Consider the following 16,925-nt stretch of genomic DNA (forward strand, 5'->3'; position numbering starts at 1 on the left):
AGCAGTTTGTTGTACTGGATGAGCTGCCAGCACAAAATCGCCAGCAGAACAATGATCAGGATAACATACTTCCTGTCCATAGCTTTTCGCTTGAAGCTCTTCTTTATATTTCTTTGGGTAAAAGAAGATAATAAATATGAACTGACTATTTAATATCGCTTTTCTTCAGAATTCTTTGATGAATGCCGAAATTCCAAGAGCCTTAGACCTCTCGTGGAGGATAAAGGAGCTTATCCCTTGTGAAATTTCTGCTTTAATGTTTTACAATTTCAGGAGGTCATTTTCAGCCTGCTGACAAAAACTTTAGCGGCAAGCTCTATCCCCTCATCCCTTCTTGTTTTCCATGCCTGAAGTCTGCTACGGAATATTTTAGACCCTGCAGTCTCTCTGCCGAAAAATCCTTGCCTCTCCAGCTCAGAGAGCATTTCCATAGCAATAGACTCCGATTCTTTTTCATCTATCTGAATTCCCATAGCACCTGCTATTTCGCTCAAGCGACTTTTGGTAATTCCCACCTTTATTTGTTTTCCATCTTTTTCGTCAGGCTTCAGCTTTTGTACCAGCTTCTCTGCTATTTCCTTGCATTTCTTGGGAAGATCCTCTACCTTAGGCATTGCTTTCTCCGGAACTCCTGATGAAATCTCTATATACCTGAGGGAGTTCTGTATCTTTGCCTCCAGATCCTCCTTTATCCTCAGATCTACAAGAAATCCAAAAGGATCGCTCAGATATATCGCTGGTCTCATCAGCTCATAGGGTATTGATATGTAGTCAATTGGATTTTGTATCTCTTTCTCGATCTCATTTATCAGATCCTCTATATGCTCCGGCTCCTCCTTGGAGATCCATATTATTAGTAGGGGACCTGATTGTCCATATTTTATCAGCTGATCCTTTCTTGCCTTAAGACTGCTATAATATCCGCACTTTATCTCAATATTAACCTTCTTCACAGGCCTTCCTGATGCTATCACGCCTGGATAGATATCATAGCATAGATCCGGTCCAGGACCCTCCATTTTCATAATTTCTGCTATATACTGCTTTTTCTCAACCTCAAACCTCATCTTTCCTATATACCTGCTAATAAGCCCTTTAAGCACCTCCTCAATTTTATCTCCTTCTTCTGTTTTATCAAGAGGCATGAAATCTTTCCTTAAATTCCTCAGAATAACCATATATTCACTAAGAAGACTTTTTACACAGGTTCCCACGGAGTCGAACCCAGTTACCCTCTCTCTGAAGAACCTTCCCCACTCGAGGAGCATTGCAAGGACATCTGATGCATGATCCTTTGGAAAAATATCCTTTTCAGCTGAGTATATGAGTGCAAGAATCCCCTTCATTAGGGGCAAAAGTTTCTCAGGAGGTAATCTTTCGTAGTCTGTTGGAATGCCAAGTCTAAATTTCTTAATCCTTCTCCATAATCTCTGATCATACTTTTCTATTGCATTATAACTTCTTCTGTTCAGAAGAAGAATAACTGCAATCCTTTTATTATCTTTTGGCTCCTCAGCGTGAAGAATAAGTATACTTCCGAGCTTTTCAACGACTTTTTTCCTTTCTTCTTCGCTTAGACTACCCAGAAGAGAATCCATCTCGTCTATAAAAATCACATTTCTTCCTCTCAAATTTTCAAGCAGATTGCCAATTTTATCGATGTCATCTCGACTTTCTATCCTGATATAATGCGGCTCTACATCCGGTCTTGTTTTCTTCAGCTCTTTTAGGGCAAATAAAGCTATTTGAGACTTCCCACTTCCTGCCTCACCTACAATACAGTAAATCCCAGTGTAGTCATATTCCTCTATAGTTTTGCTTATATCCTCTATGATGAGTTCCATCGCCTCCGGATCGATCAGTAATCCTCTAATTTTTTCAAGCTCTATGTCTTTTACTGGCTTTCCACTCTCCCACATCTTTAATATTTGGCCTGAAAATTCTCTGAGATTGGATGCTTTTTCTTCTATCTCACTTAATAGCTCCATTTCAGGCTCACCTTTGCTGAAAGAGGTATTATTATCCTATAAGAGAACCCGCCGTCAAACTCCTTCACTCTTGCTAAGAAGACATCAGGTATTCCTTTTATTTCTCTCTCTGAAAGCCCTTCAAATTTGCTGACTCCATCAAGCTTCAGCGGTTTTCCTTTATAGTATACTTCCACAAATCCTCTCTTCAGAAGGTTCAGGACAGCACTTTCTGGACAACCAAATTTCTTGAATATATCGGAGAACTTTGTTGATCCTTTTATCCTAAGGAAAGTGAGAATCTTTGATTCCATACTGCTTGAAGGGAAAACTGCTCTGACAGTTATACACAGACCAGCCTGTTTCATACATGAGAAAAGGAGCTCAGCAAAGCCAAGATTTATGTTAAGACCCCTAGATTTGAGGGACTCTCTCAGTAATACTGGGCTGAGACCAAGACCTCTTTCCTCAAGATCTATAATCGCCTGATTCAGAACCTCCTTTCCTATTTTTTCTATGATCTCCTCGGAAAAACCCATTATCCCCCTGCTAAAAGGGTCTTTGCCACACCACTTCCTCAGGACTTCGATAGCTCTCATATACTTTTTGTCTCTCTCACTAGGCTTTATCCTGTTACTCCCAATTAGCAAGAGCTTTTTCAGACTTAGCCCTTGGGGAATTTTTGGAAGTTCCATTAAGTAAATTTGGTAGAATAAAAATTTTTCTATGGTACTTTTTTTGGAACAAACCTATCATCGCAATGAGACTTCTATGCGATAATTCTATTATTTCACAGAATTCCGCAAAGTTTTTATAATTAGCTGAGCTCAGCCCGCTATGCTAAGTAATCAACTGGAGGAACATGGATCTGGCTGGCTTCTGAAGATTCTCTCTGATGAGATAAGAAAAAGGCATCCTGAACTTGAATCAGAACTCGAGAAAGCACTTAGAGATCTGAATGAGGGATCCGAGGAGGAGAGGCTTTCAGCCCTGAAGTGGATCCTGAGCTTCTCGGAGCTGGTGCTGGATCGCATTTAATCGCCATAACCCGATTGAAAATCTATTCAATATTTGACTTTTCAATTCTTGTAGATTTATCTTTTTTAATTCTTCTGCATCAGCTTGGAATTCAAGTTTAGATTCCAAATTAGGTTGGGATCTCAAACAACAAAGGCGTATTTACGAAACTGCAAAAGGAGATTGCAAACCATTGGGATCAGAAGAACAATAAGCTTTTTAAGATATTCATTACTTAGGGTGTTATGAGCTCCAAGACTGTTGTAGATGGTGTCTACTGGATAAGCGTTAATGACAGGAATAAGAAGCTTTTTGAGGCTCTGTGGCCTTTACCCAATGGGATATCCTACAACTCATATGCTGTTGTTGGAAATGATGCTGTTGCCCTCATAGATGCTGCTCCGGAGGAGTTTCTGCAGGATTACATCAACGGAGTTGAGGAGGTTGTCGGCGATTTCTCCAAGGTCAAGTACTTGGTGATGAACCACTTGGAGCCGGATCATCATGGAGCCACCCCATATATCCTGCAGAAGTTCAGCCACATCAAAGTTGTTACCTCAGTTTCTGCCAGCAGATTTATTCACTCCCTATATAAGGTGCCAGCAGACCGGATTTTTGCAGTTAAGGATGGGGATACCCTAGATCTAGGAGGTAGGAGGCTTAGGTTCATCTATGCCCCCTGGCTTCACTGGCCTGAGACCATGTTTACCTATCTTGAGGGCTCCGGAGTTCTCTTTTCCTGCGATGCCTTTGGCGCTTATGGTGCATTGGAGAATGTTTTTGACGATGAAGTAGACTTGGAGTACTACCTGACTGAAGCCAAGAGGTATTACGCTAACATCGTAGCCAAGTACGGCAAGAACGTCTTGGATGCCCTTGAGAAGGTCAAGGGCATGGAGATAAAGATAATAGCTCCTTCCCATGGCCCAATTTACCGCAGTAATATCGGAAGGATTCTGGAGCTTTATAGGAAATGGGCCACACCAGAGCCGGACAAACACAGGGCTTTGCTGGTTTATGGATCGATGTATGGAAGGACTAAGAGAATTGCAGAGCTGGTAGCTGGGAAGCTCAGGGAAATAGGCTTCTCGGTTAACACCTTTGACGTGTCGGAAACTCATCCCTCATACATACTGGCTGAGCTTCTGGATGCATATCTGCTCTTTGTGGTCTATCCAACTTATGAAGGCGGAGTCTTTCCCTATATTCACAACCTGCTAAATCTGCTTCAGTCCAAGGATTTCGGAAAGGGCAGGGTGGCTGCGGTTATAAATGCTCATGCATGGGCCCCCACCTCCAGACAGGTAGTTGATGCCCTGCAGAAGGCTGGATTCAGGGTTTTGGAGCCTGCTGTGGATGCAAAGGCCTTGCCGGATGAGAAAGCAATAGCAAGCATGGAGAAGCTTTTTGAGGCAGTGAAGGAGCTTTAATATAATTTTTGACAGCTTTAAATTTTTTTACTTTTTCTCCAGCTTAGAGGCAAGAATGAGAGTTATTGTTATACCAGCTATGAAGACAGAGAGCGGTATCTGGGGTTGAAGGTTTCTGATAGGCAGTGCAACAGATATCGAAAGGAGAAATCCTCCCCACCACATGCAAATAGCCGGTTTTGAGAAAACTCCCGTTAAAGGCTTTTCCCTCTTTGATATCCCGATGTAAACAAGCCAAGCCCCTATGATTCCGATGAAAACAGACAAAGCTATATCAAAGCTGACCATTGATACCAGCAATCCAGCTATGACAGCAATCAGCAGGATTACGGCATCAAAAACTCTCATAGAGCCACCTCCACTAAATTATCAGCCTTTATCAGAACTGGTGCCTCCTTAAGGACGGGAATATCGAAGATATCTCCCTTGAGTTTTGCAGGGACAAAGACAAGGCCCTTCACAGTTCCTGTCCCGAATTTAACCTTTCCTCCAGTTCTTCTTGATACCTCAGCCAGATAATCCTCAAGCAGCCTATCGGCCTGCTCTCTCGTGATGACAGGAGGTATGACTGCCGTGGACCAGCTTATCGATGACCTTCTCGGCTCCGGAATTACCTCACTTCCCCTGCTCAGCTTCTCCTCCCTCCCCTTCAGCATGTCCATAAGCTTTCCCGATCTCATCATGAACACATCGGATACCGAATTTTCAGCAGGGATAGCTGACACCAGAGTTACGTCCTCAACCATCTTCCCCTTCTTTGCCATCAGCACACCTGTTACAAATGTGTAGGTTATGGAGACAAGCCACATGGGGATCAGGATATCTCCCTCTCCTGGCAATAGCTCTATCTCTCCTTTTCCCGTCTTAGCAGATATTATATCGCTTATAGACTGAGATATCTCCCTGTATACCGATATATCTGCATTTATCTCCTTCCTGAATTTCTCAACAATGGAAAAGAACTTCCATATCCTTGCCATAAGCTCGTTAGGATCTCCTCCAGCCTCAAAATATGCGATTGCTGCTGTTGACAGGTTTTCTATTGTCTCAATAACTCTAATTTCCTTCTCTATTCCCGGTATCATAAATGCATACTCCGGGTTGTTTGCCTCCTCTCTCGATTTCTTAATGTAGGATAAAGCCTCATCTGCCTTCATCTTTGCTCCTTTAGGATCTCCATTGAAAAGGGAGTTTATTGCATCATAGGCAAGGGATGCAGCTTTTATCCTATCCTGCAGCGCATTTCTTCCCTCGGCATATTTTAATGCCTCCTCTAGATTCCTCTTTATCAGATCAAAATCAGCTTTCTCATTTATAAGGGAAAGAGCATTGAGCAGGTATGCATAAAGGCCTCCGTTTCCCATAACTTCTGAGAAGAATGCCCTGTCCTCATCCACAACAACTAATGGTGATAGGCCCTCTATCCTAGCCAGCTTTTCATATGCTCCCTTTGGGTTGTCATCGAGCTTAACATCCCATTGAGGGAGCCTTATCACGGAATCAGAGAGGATAAGGGAAAGCCTCGCTCTGTACATTGAGTTCTCCGCAATAAGCCTTGGTTTTACATTGTAGGCAAAGAGGTTATGCCTAGCAACTACATCTGCCACCTCAGATGTTATCACAGCAGGGGGGATCATCTCGCTTATCCACTTGAATATCTCCCCCCTCAGCTTATCCACGTACTGCCTTGCATCTACTATTCTTTGCACATACCCGCAGTACTCGCACTTCACATACTCTCCTTCGGGTTTTGGAAGGGGGGCACCGCACTTGACACATCTGAGGAGCTCCAAGTCGATCAAACAACTCCACCTCTAAGCTCCCTTCTCATCTCCCTACCTAAATCTATTGGGGCCCTTTGCATGCCTTTAAGAATTGATATCTCGCTCTCAAGTGCCCTTATCCTTGCAAGAAGCTCCTCCTTCATCTCCATCATCATTCTTACTGCCTGATCATAATAGGCCTTTGCTATCCTGTCCGAAACCCCTTCTATTGCGCTGCTGCAAGCCCTGCATGCTATAACAGTTGAGCCCTCGATGCTCTGAGGAGAATCGCCTCCATATTTTGTCTTTATGTATGGGGTAACCTCAGCATTCAAATGGACGAAGTGTATCTCCTCCCCCTGCACAATTCTGCCGCAGAACCAGCACTTTCCAACTTTTGCAGACTTTCTTGCTATCTCCTCAGCCTCCTTTATCATCTGCTCATTTGCCCCAAGCCTGAAGTATCCCATGGCCTGGGATAAGTGATCAGAAGCTTTCTCCGGATCCGAAAGAACGAGAATTTCCCCTCTTATCAAGCTTGCTATCCCCATCAGCTTGTTTGCCTTTGACATTGGGCTTTCAGAAGCAGCTTCTATCAGCCCCTGAAGCAAAAACTCATCCTTTCCAAGTGAATAAAGTTCTTTTGCAAGTTCCTCGCATTCCTTAGCTGTCTCCTCACTCTTATTATTAGTCCAGCTCTCCCTCAGCTTCATCTCCCTTCCCAGTATCTCTGCCTCTTTTGCCAGATCTGATGCCGTGATTTTCTGGGGTATTGTCAGGACTAAATCTGGCTTCATCGCTTTTGCAAGAGACGAGCATGTAAGCAGATCATCCGCGCTCTGCTTTGCAGCTGCATTATAAAGGGATGATAAGACAAGGGATATCTCGGCATCCCCCGTCTTTCCTGCGCTTTTAAAAAGCTCAGCTGCCTTCATGAAATGCTCAGCAGCATCTCCCCACTTCTTCTGATTTCTCAAGCTTACTGCCTTATCGAACTCCTCCCTTGCCCTCTCCTCAGGGCTCTTCCAAACCTTCCAGCTCATGTTATCCCCTGCTCATCTCGTCGAGTATCTGCTTCTTCACCCTGTCGTAGTCCTCCTGAGTTATAAGTCCGTCATCAAGCATTTTCTTCAGCTCCCTCAGCCTGTCTGCATAGCTCTTCTGTGCTGGCTGTGTTGGTTGCGCAGGTTGTGATGGTTGAGCTGGCTGCGCAGGCTGGGCTCCAAGCATCTGGGGTATGGCGAAAAGAGCACCCATTATCCCTGCACCCGGGGATTTGCCCAAAGCCCTCATTGATTCAACTGTCTTTACTATCTGAAGAACCTGATCCTCCTCGCCCTTCTGTATCGCTATCAGGAGAGGAAGACCGTATGTCGGATCCTCCTTCTCCATCTTCTCCAGAAGTGGAAGCGATACTCCTCCCATCTTCAGATCTATGAGCTCAAGCCCCCTCTGGGCAAATGCCTCCGCAACTACATCTGCCTTTATCCTCCTTGTAACCTCCTCCAGATTCGTGTAAACATCAGTTGCAGACCTCTTTGAGAGCTCCTGCATCAAAAGCTCGCTCAGGAATGACCTTATGAAGTTGGAAACATCCTGAGTTGTCAGCGACTTAACAGCTCCTGCTATCTGTGTTAGAAAGAGGACTGGATCAGCCACCCTGAACCAGTAATCCCCGAAGGCCTGAAGCTCTGTTGTGTAAAGGGCATTAGGGCTTATCCTAACCCTTGAGCTTATCCCGAACCTTCCCCTGAACTGCTTCAGGGATATGAAGACTATTGTTGCCTTGAACGGGGTTTCACCGTATCCCATCACCAATCTGTATGCTCTGGTGAGAAGGGGTATGTTCTGCGTTGTTATCGTGTGCCTTCCAGGGTTTAGGACATCATATACCTTTCCATCCCTCATGAAGACAGCTGTCTCATACTCATGAACTACAACTACCGAGCCCCACCTTATGTCCTCATAAGGATAAACCCATAAAATATCATCAGGGCCTGCATTTGTCCACTCTATCACATTGGTTTTGGACATTCAATCACCTCCCCAGACCGAGCATGAAATCCCTTCTCTTGCTGAACACCTCCTCAAGCTCAGTTAGGCATGAATCAACTTCTGATATCTTTGATGGATCCTGAGAGATGTCATCTATGCTCTTCCTTATCTTCTCTATCTTCTCAGCAAGCATCGCATCAAAGCTCATGAGCTGGAGTATCTGCTTCTGGTTCACCTGTATCACATTCATCAGGGGTGCATAACCGTATGTTGCATGCCTTATTCTTTCTGCCATCGAGTCAAGCCTCATTATGAGCTTCTCCATCTCCTTTGCACGGGGATCATTTGATAGAGCAAGAGGCCTGTATGTGTTCTGAAGCTTTGCCTTTGCATTCCTGAGGTCATTGAAGAGGGTATCCCTTATAAGCCTGTCAGTCTCCCTGAGGACCTCCTTCTCCCTGTATCCCCTGTAGCCTGGGAAAACAGTGAGTATCTTCTCCAGAAGCCCTTTCTCCTGCTGGACAACATCCAGATATCTCTTCTCCATGCTGTTTATCCCTCTGGGATTTTTCCCCAGCTAAACTAAAAAAGATTCTTCTATTAAATAATAAAGAGAAAACTCCGCCCTTGACCTTTGATAGTACTCTTTAATGCAGAAAGTCTGATATGGAGACCAAACCCTTTGGCACCTTTGCTCTCGCTCCCAGCAGGGGATCAACAACCTGATTTATCCTTAGCTCCACAAGCAGGCTTCCCAGCATGTATGCATCCTCGAACTGGATGCCCTTAGCCCTCATTATTGCCCTTATTGCCTCCTCCGCAGCCTCTCTAACGGCATCATCTAGATCCTTGCCAGCTGCTATTACCTGAAAGCTTTCAGCTGTCTCCAGAACGGGCCAGTTCGGCATCTTACCCTTGATCAGGTTTACCCTGACCAGGACTTCACCAGAAGCCTCTATAGCAGAGACACAGAGCTCGCCATCCGCCTGCACAGCGTGAAGATCTCCCAGCGCAAGCAGGGCTCCCTTTGTAAAGACAGGAAGATATAGCCTTGTTCCCATCCCCAACTCGCTCACATCCATGTTTCCGCCATGCCTACCGGGGTTCCCTGTCGGAACTTCTCCCTCCTCCAGTGCAACGCCTATAGTGCCTATCATGGGCTTTACCAGTATCCTAATATCGTTAAAGTAAACGAAGCTTCCATCCACCCTTACTACTCTGGCCTTTGGCATGAAGCTTAGGTGGGATAAGCCTCCATAGCCGGGTATGACAGCAATAGCTCCTCTTTCCTGCAGTTTTATATCCAGTATGTCCACAACCAGAGTATCTCCTGGATCAGCCCCCTCCACATAAAGAGGGCCTGTTGCCCCATCAACCCTCGACCAGTCCAGCTTATCTGGAGGCGTCTCTTCCCCTCTTACCTGTCCCCCGAAGGCATCCTCGGTTTCAAATAACACATACTCTCCGGGTGAGACCACCTCAGCCGGCTTATGCTTCGGGCTGAACGTGTATATTACGTTCTCCCTCCTTATCCTCTTCATAGAATCACCTGTCCATTCAAAAGTTAAAAAAGTTGTGGTGGAAAATCTGTTCAAACTGGAGGTAGCTCTGTATATATCTTGGAGGGCTCTATTCCCTTCCTTTTGAGCCTGTAGATGCCAAAGAGATATATCAGGATTCCTACTACTATTACTAGCAGCATTGCTATTATTGAGATGTCGTTTATCGCTCCATAGTTAGGATCTGTTATCCAGTAGTAATTCGAGATCAGGTTCACGATAAGAGATGCCAGACCAAGCAATGAGATAACCGGCACTCCCGCAACTTTCCAATTTATCGTCGACCTTTCAAAGAGATCTCTCCTCCTGTATGGGAAGAATATTGCCGTAAGGGACATTATTATCACTGAGAATGAAAGTGCCATTATGCTTGAGATTACTTGAAGCTCTGGAACAAATATTATGATAAACAAAAATATCTCTGCTATTATGAACACTGTAAGAAGTGCGTATATAGGGGATTTGAATCTCTCGCTCACATCAGCAAACTTCTCAGGTATTAATCTATCGAAAGACCATGCAAAGAGCAATCTGCTATCGTTAAGGAGATTCTGGGCCATATACATCCAGCCAAGAAATATAAATCCTAAATTCGCCCAGATGTTTAGAAGAGGATTCTGTATTATGAGGAATGCTAACGTATTAAAATAGGGCTTTATGGGTATCGAGAGATTCTGAGGTGGGTTATAATATAGATATGAGAAGGCTGAGAAGAACTCTATACCCATTGCTTTCTCAAGCAAAAATGCCAATATTACAGTTAAACCTCCTATAAAGGCCAATCCTCCAATCCCCCCGATTAATTGTGATTTTTTTGGCTGAGAAATCTCTCCTGCTATAAAAACGGTTCCCATAGTCCATGGAACAGCCAAGTAAGCTGCTGGAAGAACTTTTATCAGATGCTCCACAGTATAACCATATATCCTCTCGGGTCCCCACCCAAGTCCTTTGGCAGCATTTATTATGGCATTGTAGGAATCCGAAGTGCCTGTGTACTGTGATATCAATCTATTGAGGTTTTCTGCATAAATTCTAGGATCACAAAGAGCTAAATATATAGCACCGATCAATATCCCAATGAATCCGATTATAAAAGTAACTAATTGTACTTTTATGAACTTATTTAAGCCGAAAGACGTCATGGCTAGAAATGCAAGCATGATGAGAGTCCCTATTATGAGAGCCGGAATGGGCTCAGCTAGCACATCACCTATTGAGACCAGCGATGAATTTCCGGTCACTAAGCCCAGTGTGAGAAACATCGTTGATAATGCTACAGAGGAGAAGGTATATCCTCCGAAAGCAAACCAGAAAGCAAGCCAAATGAACCAATTCCAGCTGGATAGGAACCCCATGAATGGATGTAATGCCCTACTTATTATCACGTAATCTCCACCACTTCTGGGCATTGCTATTGACATTAAGGAGTAAACTAGAACCTGAAATACGAAGAGGAATGTTGATAATATTAATCCTGGGATAAGGGCTTCGGCTGGAACTACATATAGTGCTATAAGATAGACGAAAACTAGTGCTGTGAAGTACGCTGTGAAGTAAACATTGTAGATGAAGGAATCCTTTGGATAAACCTCTCTAACGAGGCCAGAGGATTTCCTCACAAAAACAGATGGTACTTCCTCCATATTCGCACCCAAAGGAGGCAAAGTGCCTTTTATTTAAGCTTATCTCTCAAAGAAATGACACTATATATTCTTTATGGCAAAAAGATCAGATTTTCTGCCGTATTTAGACATTATAAAGGGCACAGACGTGAGAGATCATTTTTCAGCTTTCAGTCTTTTTCTCCAGTCTAGAGACAAGAGAGTTATTACTCTGGCTAAAGGTGTCTGATCGACAATGTCGCAAAGGGTGGGCAGAAGTCTTCTCTTCGCTTAGAGCTAGAGAAGAGGAAGGAAATAACTGTGTGTTATCGGTGCAATTTCAATCATCTTTATAGTACACCCTTATAGTACACCCTTTAAGTAACTTCAAAAGTTTTCACATATTTATATACGTTTCTCGAAATGTTTCCCATGGGAAACATTTTTATTATAAAAGTGTTTCCTGTAGGTTAATGGAGGGAACGCTCAGATCCCTGATCTCAGAGTGGTTTTACAGCGAGATACCCAAGCTGGTAAAGAGGGATATATCTCTTCCAATTAAGGGGAATGCACTTGCATTAATTGGCCCTAGAAGAGCTGGAAAAACATTCATGATGTACCAGATTGTCTCAGATCTCATGCAGAGAGGGGTTGCAAAGGAGTCCACTGTCTACCTGAACTTTGAGGATTTGAGGCTCTCAAATCTCAGAAATGAGGATTTTCCAATGTTTCTGAAGTTATTGGCTGAGATGACAAAACCTTTGCCATCGGGGGAGAAGGCACTTCTCCTGCTGGATGAAGTTCAGAACCTAAGCAATTGGGGAAGATGGGTCAGATCCCTTCTTGACAGGGGATACGCTGTGGTTGTATCGGGTTCCTCCTCAAAGGTGGGGGTGAGGGAGATACCGACAGAGCTGAGGGGCAGATATCTGGAGAAGCTGGTTTTACCTCTATCCTTCAGGGAGTTCCTTAAGTTCAGAAGAGTTGACATAGAGTATCTGGAGGCCCCTGAGAAGAGGGGCAAAATATTGAGCTATTTGAGGGATTATTTGATGCTAGGAGGCTTCCCTGAGGTGGTTCTAAATCCCGAGCATGCAAAGGAGCTTTTAAGAGTTTACAGGGAGACCGTATTTTACAGGGATATAATAGAGAGGTTCAGGGTGAGGGACATCTCCTCCTTCAGGCACTTTTTGGAGATGCTTGAGGGGAGCTTCGGAGGCTATTTCTCCATATCCTCAGCTCAAAAGACATTTAAAAGCATGGGAATTAAGAAGAGCAAGAAGACGCTGGCAAACTACCTAAAGTACTGTGAGGACTCCTTCTACATTATATCCGTGAGGAAGTTCTCGTTCAGCAGAAAAGCAATGATACAGCAGCCCAGAAAAGTCTATCCCATAGATATGGGCTATATGAGAGGTGAATTTATGGGAAGGAGGATGGAAAGCTTAGTAGCTGTGGAGCTCATGAGAAGGGGGGATGAGGCTTACTACATGAAGGATGGCGATCATGAGGTTGACTTCCTTCTGGTGAAGGATGGAACTGTTAGAGAGGCGATACAGGTCAGCTATGCCGTGGATGAAGTTGAAAAGAGGGAGATAGATGGGTTAAGGAAGGCAATCGGTATTTTCGGCGGGATTAAAGCCTCTGTCCTCACATGGGATCTGGAGGGAGAGAGATTAATTGATGGAAGAACTGTTAAGCTCATCCCTCTCTGGAAGTGGCTTCTCTTTTCTTCATAATTTGTATATGAGATTTAAAATTCATTCTTTGCGAAATCATGAATAGCTGCTGTACTCACATTCAGGTACTTAAGTTCAAAGGCTTATACGGAATACCTCCTCAACTCTGGATTAAGCCCTCTTATCCACTTTCAGAAGTATATATCCTCTAATGTTAAGAATTCGAAAAGATACATATCTGCCAAGGATGTGGGAATTGAGAGCCTCTCCGAGATTATATGGCCTCTTTTATCTTTATCTCTTTAAATCGGGCATTCTCCTTTCTCTGCTCTTCTTAGGATCTCTCTAAGCTCCTTAAATCTTCTACTTCTCTTTGTGAGATCCTCTAAAAGTCTGAGGAGCTTTTCACTAGTTCTCATTCTGCTTATCTCTAGGTGAAGCGAATCTACATCATTGCTGAAACCGTATTCATTCAAGGAAATGCCCATCTCCTTAGCTGATGCTATAATGAAATCTTCCAATCTATTTTCCAATGCTATCACAATACCCTGATCTAAGCAGAGAATCGTTATGCCCAGATCCGGCATTCTTCTCTCATCTCTAATATACTTATATAATTTAGAGATCCCTCATAATCCAGATCTATGAGACATACACCCTTGGACCTTACTACAGAACTCACTGCCCTTCCCTTTCCTCGGGAGTGAACGGGCTTAAATCCCATTATCTTAACTGTCCGGATAACACTCAACGAAGATCAAATTGTTTCCCCTAGCTCAAGAAAGACATCAGCTCTCTCCGCTATGATCTCCTTTATCCTGCTGATATCAACGGCAGTGTACTCGCTTCTCATTCCTCTGGCCCTCGCTAAATATACGGAGAGCTCATACTTCGGGACTTTATCTATTATTGTCTCGAGGAAATAGGGGTTGTGCGTTGTCACCACAAAACTGTTCTTGTTTAACGCTATCCTTTCAGCAAGGAGCTTTGTGTAGAAGGGAAAGGAGTGAACTTCAGGCTCTTCCATCACTATAATGGAATTCTCGTTTGTCTCGAGGGCACCGAAGCTGAAGAGAATCCTTTTTACAGTATCGGAGAGCAGATTATACCCTATTCTCAGTCCTCTTCCATTCTCAAACTTCCAGAACTCGATTTCATCGGTCTCCAAATTCAGGGAGAGCTTCAATCCCAAGTCCTCCAGTATCTTGGCTGCCGTGGACCCAAACCTCTGATTCACTTTCAGAAGATGTAACAGATTTAAGCCATGAGGCGGAAGGAGAAAGTTCCCCCATTCGATCTGCTTCTCCTCTGAATACCTGTAGAACATCACTTTATCCAGGATCCTGCTCAGACTCTCGAAATCTTCCAGCTTGGATTCCACGGTCATGTTGTCTATGTATAGGACCTTCTCCCCTTTCAGGGATATCTCGACCTTCCTATTTTTGCTATCATATGATAACTCAATCTTGTTCCCCCCAAGCTCTATTTCCGCTGTCTTCTCCGTGAAGCGGAAGAAGAGATCCGTTATCCTGTTTATCCTAGTGATTATTCTCAGGATATTCTGGAGATTGCTGAATCTCCATAGACCTTCTTCGACGCTGTACCTGCTAACGATTCCCGCATCCTCATAATTTTTCAGCTGTCCCAAAAAGGTGAACATGGAGAGAGCTTCTAAAAGGTTGGATTTTCCCGACTCAGGTGGGCCTATCACCACATTGACCCTGCTCAGGTCGAGAGAAGCTTCTTCTATGGATTTAAACCCCTTTACCCTGATTCTCACAGGAGTTTTACCATCAGAAGTTTATAAATATCTCTCATTCCTCCTGTTATTGAGAAACTTGCATATTCTAATGCTTCATTTATTATATCTGTTATCTCCGAGCTTGGCCTGATAACATCAGGTGCATCATAATCCAGTCTTCATCTTCCGAGGTTCAGGCACCAATAAGGCCCCTTATTCCGAACAGGTAGCCCAGCCACTCTCCTATGAAGTAGGTCAAAAATGCAGTGCCGAGAAGAAGGCCCAAAGTCTGCAGAAATTCGAACCTGAAATCCTTCTCAGCGTAGACAGATGCCTGAAATGTGAACAGCAATGTGAGAAGAGCTCCCACTGAAATGGATGCACCAAAGGCCAGATATATGTTGTGCGTCAGGAAATAGGGAAGAGATATGAGGGAGACAGCGAATATATAGCCTATACCTGTTACAAGAGCGGCTATAGCCGGGGATTTCCCCATATCATGCTTTGTCTGGAGATATGAGGCTGATGCCATTGAGATAGCCGCACCAACTCCGACAATGAGGCCGATGACACCGGCCACTATGGTGTTGTTTGTTGTGCCAAGAGTGCCCGCATGAGTTCCCGTGATCTCAATTATTGCATCAGCCAAGCCGAGCACAAGAGCGCCCATGTACCTCACAATTGTCTCGTCAAGCTGGGAAATAAGGGCTTTTTCATGCTCCTCTTCCTCCCTTATGATGTTCTGAAGGGCTGCTAGGTCATCTCCATGAAGAAGGCCTTCCATGGACCTGTAGTGTATAATTGCTTTTTGTTCGCCCCGCTCAGAAAACTTAGCCACGAAGGTAACCCCGAAGATGAGCCGAAGAAGGGCCATTAAATATGCATGGAGGCGAACCCTCCAAAGGGAGGGTTTAACTTCAACAAACCTGCTTAAGAACTGGAAATGCCCAAGCTCCTGGGAGGAGAGGGTTTCAAGGATCCTTCTTCTTTTTTCGTTTCGCTCCAGCTTGGCCAAGATGCCGTATGTCACATACTCCCTGTACTCATCCAGAACAGCCTTTCTGGCAGCATCAGCTAGGGAACTGGAAATGCCCTCCATCAAAAGGCACAACAGAATGCTTTAATAAACCTAACTCTCCTCCGGCGCAAATTCCCTGAGATAACAGGGAAGTGTTTAGGTTAAAGTTGCCACAAGCTGTGGAGTTAGCTATCTTCGCTGCTTATGTGATTTAAATCAGCCTGTACTGTGAGTAAACCGCTTTAGCTTTAGATATTTCTTTTTTTATTCAATTGAGAGCTCCGGAAGCTTGTTCAGGGAGAATACTAGCTCATACGTGTTCTTCTCCCTCACTCAGTTGTATACCTTTATATCCCAGTAGGGGCCGGGGGCATCCAATTAGACAATGTAATCGCTTTCAATTATCTTTGCATTGAGACACAGAGATGCTAAGTTCAACATACAGTGCGAGGCAATAGCTTTCAATCCTCTTTGCATTGAGACAAGAAGGGATAGAAGTGCTGAACGATGTGAGAGGTATACCTTTCAATCCTCTTTGCATTGAGACCCAATTGCATGTAAATATCCATATTCATCGGATACCAGACTTTCAATCCTCTTTGCATTGAGACATGATCATGGACTGGAGGCATCCACCTGATAATCTAACTTTCAATCCTCTTTGCATTGAGACATCGCTTTGTTCATCACATTCTTTGCTTTAATTTTAAATCTTTCAATCCTCTTTGCATTGAGACCCCAGTCCACGAAAATCCTTCTTCCTTCAGCTCCTCCTTGCTTTCAATCCTCTTTGCATTGAGACACACTACCTCGGCTTCTTGGAAACCAGCGAAATATTTACTTTCAATCCTCTTTGCATTGAGACGTGCTGTTTGGCTTCTCGGATGGCTCTGTGAAGGAAATATTTCAATCCTCTTTGCATTGAGACCAGTGTTATCTCATTGATTACGAAAAGGGAATTGTCATTTCAATCCTCTTTGCATTGAGACTGAGGTGGTTGGTGTGGAGAGTGAAGGCCTGTTTTATGATTTCAATCCTCTTTGCATTGAGACTGCGTAATACGTGATAAACGCTCTGAATTCGTCCTCTGATTTCAATCCTCTTTGCATTGAGACAGGAGATGACAAAGGATGAGATCTTATCAGCTGTAAAATT

15 protein-coding genes and 1 CRISPR repeat array (1 of these 16 running past the window's edge) are annotated in these 16,925 nt (G+C 44.0%); of the genes, 3 read left to right on the top strand and 12 right to left on the bottom strand.

From position 1 onward, the window contains the following. Positions 1 to 269 precede the first annotated feature (269 nt). Both D6D85_RS01455 and D6D85_RS01460 read right to left on the bottom strand, forming a co-directional pair. Entirely contained in the window at positions 270 to 1,988 is a 1,719-nt protein-coding gene (locus D6D85_RS01455) for an ATP-binding protein (protein WP_125670306.1), read from the bottom strand. After that, a complete protein-coding gene (locus D6D85_RS01460) occupies positions 1,976 to 2,662 on the bottom strand; it encodes a hypothetical protein (RefSeq protein WP_125670307.1) in 687 nt (228 codons plus the stop codon). Before D6D85_RS01460 ends, D6D85_RS01455 begins: the two co-directional genes overlap by 13 nt. 142 nt (positions 2,663 to 2,804) lie before the next feature. Here D6D85_RS01460 and D6D85_RS01465 point away from each other — a divergent pair, with 142 nt between their 5' ends. Together D6D85_RS01465 and D6D85_RS01470 are read left to right on the top strand one after the other, a co-directional pair. Beyond that, complete coding sequence (locus tag D6D85_RS01465; RefSeq protein WP_125670308.1) at positions 2,805 to 3,005, top strand: hypothetical protein; 201 nt, start codon at positions 2,805 to 2,807, stop codon at positions 3,003 to 3,005. Positions 3,006 to 3,229: 224 nt separating this feature from the next. Next, on the top strand, positions 3,230 to 4,414 hold the full coding sequence (locus D6D85_RS01470) for an FprA family A-type flavoprotein (protein WP_125670309.1): 1,185 nt from the start codon (positions 3,230 to 3,232) through the stop codon (positions 4,412 to 4,414). A gap of 27 nt (positions 4,415 to 4,441) precedes the next feature. Here D6D85_RS01470 and D6D85_RS01475 read toward each other — a convergent pair whose 3' ends face one another. The 7 genes from D6D85_RS01475 to D6D85_RS01505 all read right to left on the bottom strand — a co-directional run bounded on the left by D6D85_RS01475 (position 4,442) and on the right by D6D85_RS01505 (position 11,374). Next, on the bottom strand, positions 4,442 to 4,762 hold the full coding sequence (locus tag D6D85_RS01475; protein ID WP_125670310.1) for a hypothetical protein: 321 nt from the start codon (positions 4,760 to 4,762) through the stop codon (positions 4,442 to 4,444). Continuing rightward, a complete protein-coding gene (locus tag D6D85_RS01480; RefSeq protein ID WP_125670311.1) occupies positions 4,759 to 6,216 on the bottom strand; it encodes a hypothetical protein in 1,458 nt (485 codons plus the stop codon). The genes D6D85_RS01475 and D6D85_RS01480 overlap by 4 nt, the downstream gene beginning before the upstream one ends. Next, positions 6,213 to 7,220: a hypothetical protein gene (locus tag D6D85_RS01485; protein ID WP_125670312.1), complete on the bottom strand. Its 1,008-nt coding sequence runs from the start codon at positions 7,218 to 7,220 to the stop codon at positions 6,213 to 6,215. The genes D6D85_RS01480 and D6D85_RS01485 overlap by 4 nt, the downstream gene beginning before the upstream one ends. Position 7,221: 1 nt before the next feature. Then, positions 7,222 to 8,211 carry an SPFH domain-containing protein gene (locus D6D85_RS01490; RefSeq protein WP_125670313.1) on the bottom strand — a complete coding sequence of 330 codons (990 nt, stop codon included), beginning with the start codon at positions 8,209 to 8,211 and terminating at the stop codon, positions 7,222 to 7,224. Positions 8,212 to 8,215: 4 nt separating this feature from the next. Beyond that, positions 8,216 to 8,719 carry a hypothetical protein gene (locus D6D85_RS01495; RefSeq protein WP_125670314.1) on the bottom strand — a complete coding sequence of 168 codons (504 nt, stop codon included), beginning with the start codon at positions 8,717 to 8,719 and terminating at the stop codon, positions 8,216 to 8,218. Positions 8,720 to 8,819: 100 nt separating this feature from the next. Next, complete coding sequence (locus D6D85_RS01500; RefSeq protein ID WP_125670315.1) at positions 8,820 to 9,713, bottom strand: acetamidase/formamidase family protein; 894 nt, start codon at positions 9,711 to 9,713, stop codon at positions 8,820 to 8,822. Between the two features lie 50 nt (positions 9,714 to 9,763). Continuing rightward, on the bottom strand, positions 9,764 to 11,374 hold the full coding sequence (locus D6D85_RS01505; protein WP_125670316.1) for an APC family permease: 1,611 nt from the start codon (positions 11,372 to 11,374) through the stop codon (positions 9,764 to 9,766). Positions 11,375 to 11,805: 431 nt separating this feature from the next. On the opposite strand from D6D85_RS01505, the gene D6D85_RS01510 reads away from it, so the two are divergent. Beyond that, the gene (locus D6D85_RS01510) at positions 11,806 to 13,071 is read left to right on the top strand and encodes an ATP-binding protein (protein ID WP_125670317.1); all 1,266 of its coding nucleotides are present in this window, start codon (positions 11,806 to 11,808) and stop codon (positions 13,069 to 13,071) included. A gap of 242 nt (positions 13,072 to 13,313) precedes the next feature. On the opposite strand, the gene D6D85_RS01515 is transcribed toward D6D85_RS01510, so the two are convergent. From D6D85_RS01515 to D6D85_RS01525, 3 genes are all read right to left on the bottom strand, one after another. Then, positions 13,314 to 13,598, bottom strand: coding sequence for a hypothetical protein (locus tag D6D85_RS01515; protein WP_125670318.1), 285 nt, complete (start codon positions 13,596 to 13,598; stop codon positions 13,314 to 13,316). 170 nt (positions 13,599 to 13,768) lie between these two features. Beyond that, positions 13,769 to 14,791, bottom strand: a complete 1,023-nt coding sequence (locus D6D85_RS01520) for an AAA family ATPase (protein ID WP_125670319.1) — start codon at positions 14,789 to 14,791, stop codon at positions 13,769 to 13,771. 154 nt (positions 14,792 to 14,945) lie between these two features. Continuing rightward, positions 14,946 to 15,851 (bottom strand): VIT1/CCC1 transporter family protein, encoded by a 906-nt coding sequence (locus D6D85_RS01525; RefSeq protein ID WP_125670320.1) that lies wholly within the window; start codon positions 15,849 to 15,851, stop codon positions 14,946 to 14,948. Between the two features lie 313 nt (positions 15,852 to 16,164). Beyond that, positions 16,165 to 16,925: direct repeats of the CRISPR family, unit length 25 nt; unit sequence CTTTCAATCCTCTTTGCATTGAGAC (it continues 11,456 nt past the right edge of the window).

Source organism: Candidatus Methanodesulfokora washburnensis, assembly GCF_003947435.1.
GTDB classification, from domain to species: Archaea; Korarchaeota; Korarchaeia; order Korarchaeales; family Korarchaeaceae; genus Methanodesulfokora; species Methanodesulfokora washburnensis.

Excerpts from the sequence above, each read along its gene's own strand:
- D6D85_RS01455 (WP_125670306.1), bottom strand. The coding sequence starts at position 1,988 with ATGGAGCTATTAAGTGAGATAGAAGAAAAAGCATCCAATCTCAGAGAA.
- D6D85_RS01460 (WP_125670307.1), bottom strand. The coding sequence starts at position 2,662 with ATGGAACTTCCAAAAATTCCCCAAGGGCTAAGTCTGAAAAAGCTCTTG.
- D6D85_RS01465 (WP_125670308.1), top strand. The coding sequence starts at position 2,805 with ATGCTAAGTAATCAACTGGAGGAACATGGATCTGGCTGGCTTCTGAAG.
- D6D85_RS01470 (WP_125670309.1), top strand. The coding sequence starts at position 3,230 with ATGAGCTCCAAGACTGTTGTAGATGGTGTCTACTGGATAAGCGTTAAT.
- D6D85_RS01475 (WP_125670310.1), bottom strand. The coding sequence starts at position 4,762 with ATGAGAGTTTTTGATGCCGTAATCCTGCTGATTGCTGTCATAGCTGGA.
- D6D85_RS01485 (WP_125670312.1), bottom strand. The coding sequence starts at position 7,220 with ATGAGCTGGAAGGTTTGGAAGAGCCCTGAGGAGAGGGCAAGGGAGGAG.
- D6D85_RS01490 (WP_125670313.1), bottom strand. The coding sequence starts at position 8,211 with ATGTCCAAAACCAATGTGATAGAGTGGACAAATGCAGGCCCTGATGAT.
- D6D85_RS01495 (WP_125670314.1), bottom strand. The coding sequence starts at position 8,719 with ATGGAGAAGAGATATCTGGATGTTGTCCAGCAGGAGAAAGGGCTTCTG.
- D6D85_RS01500 (WP_125670315.1), bottom strand. The coding sequence starts at position 9,713 with ATGAAGAGGATAAGGAGGGAGAACGTAATATACACGTTCAGCCCGAAG.
- D6D85_RS01505 (WP_125670316.1), bottom strand. The coding sequence starts at position 11,374 with ATGGAGGAAGTACCATCTGTTTTTGTGAGGAAATCCTCTGGCCTCGTT.
- D6D85_RS01510 (WP_125670317.1), top strand. The coding sequence starts at position 11,806 with ATGGAGGGAACGCTCAGATCCCTGATCTCAGAGTGGTTTTACAGCGAG.
- D6D85_RS01515 (WP_125670318.1), bottom strand. The coding sequence starts at position 13,598 with ATGCCGGATCTGGGCATAACGATTCTCTGCTTAGATCAGGGTATTGTG.
- D6D85_RS01525 (WP_125670320.1), bottom strand. The coding sequence starts at position 15,851 with ATGGAGGGCATTTCCAGTTCCCTAGCTGATGCTGCCAGAAAGGCTGTT.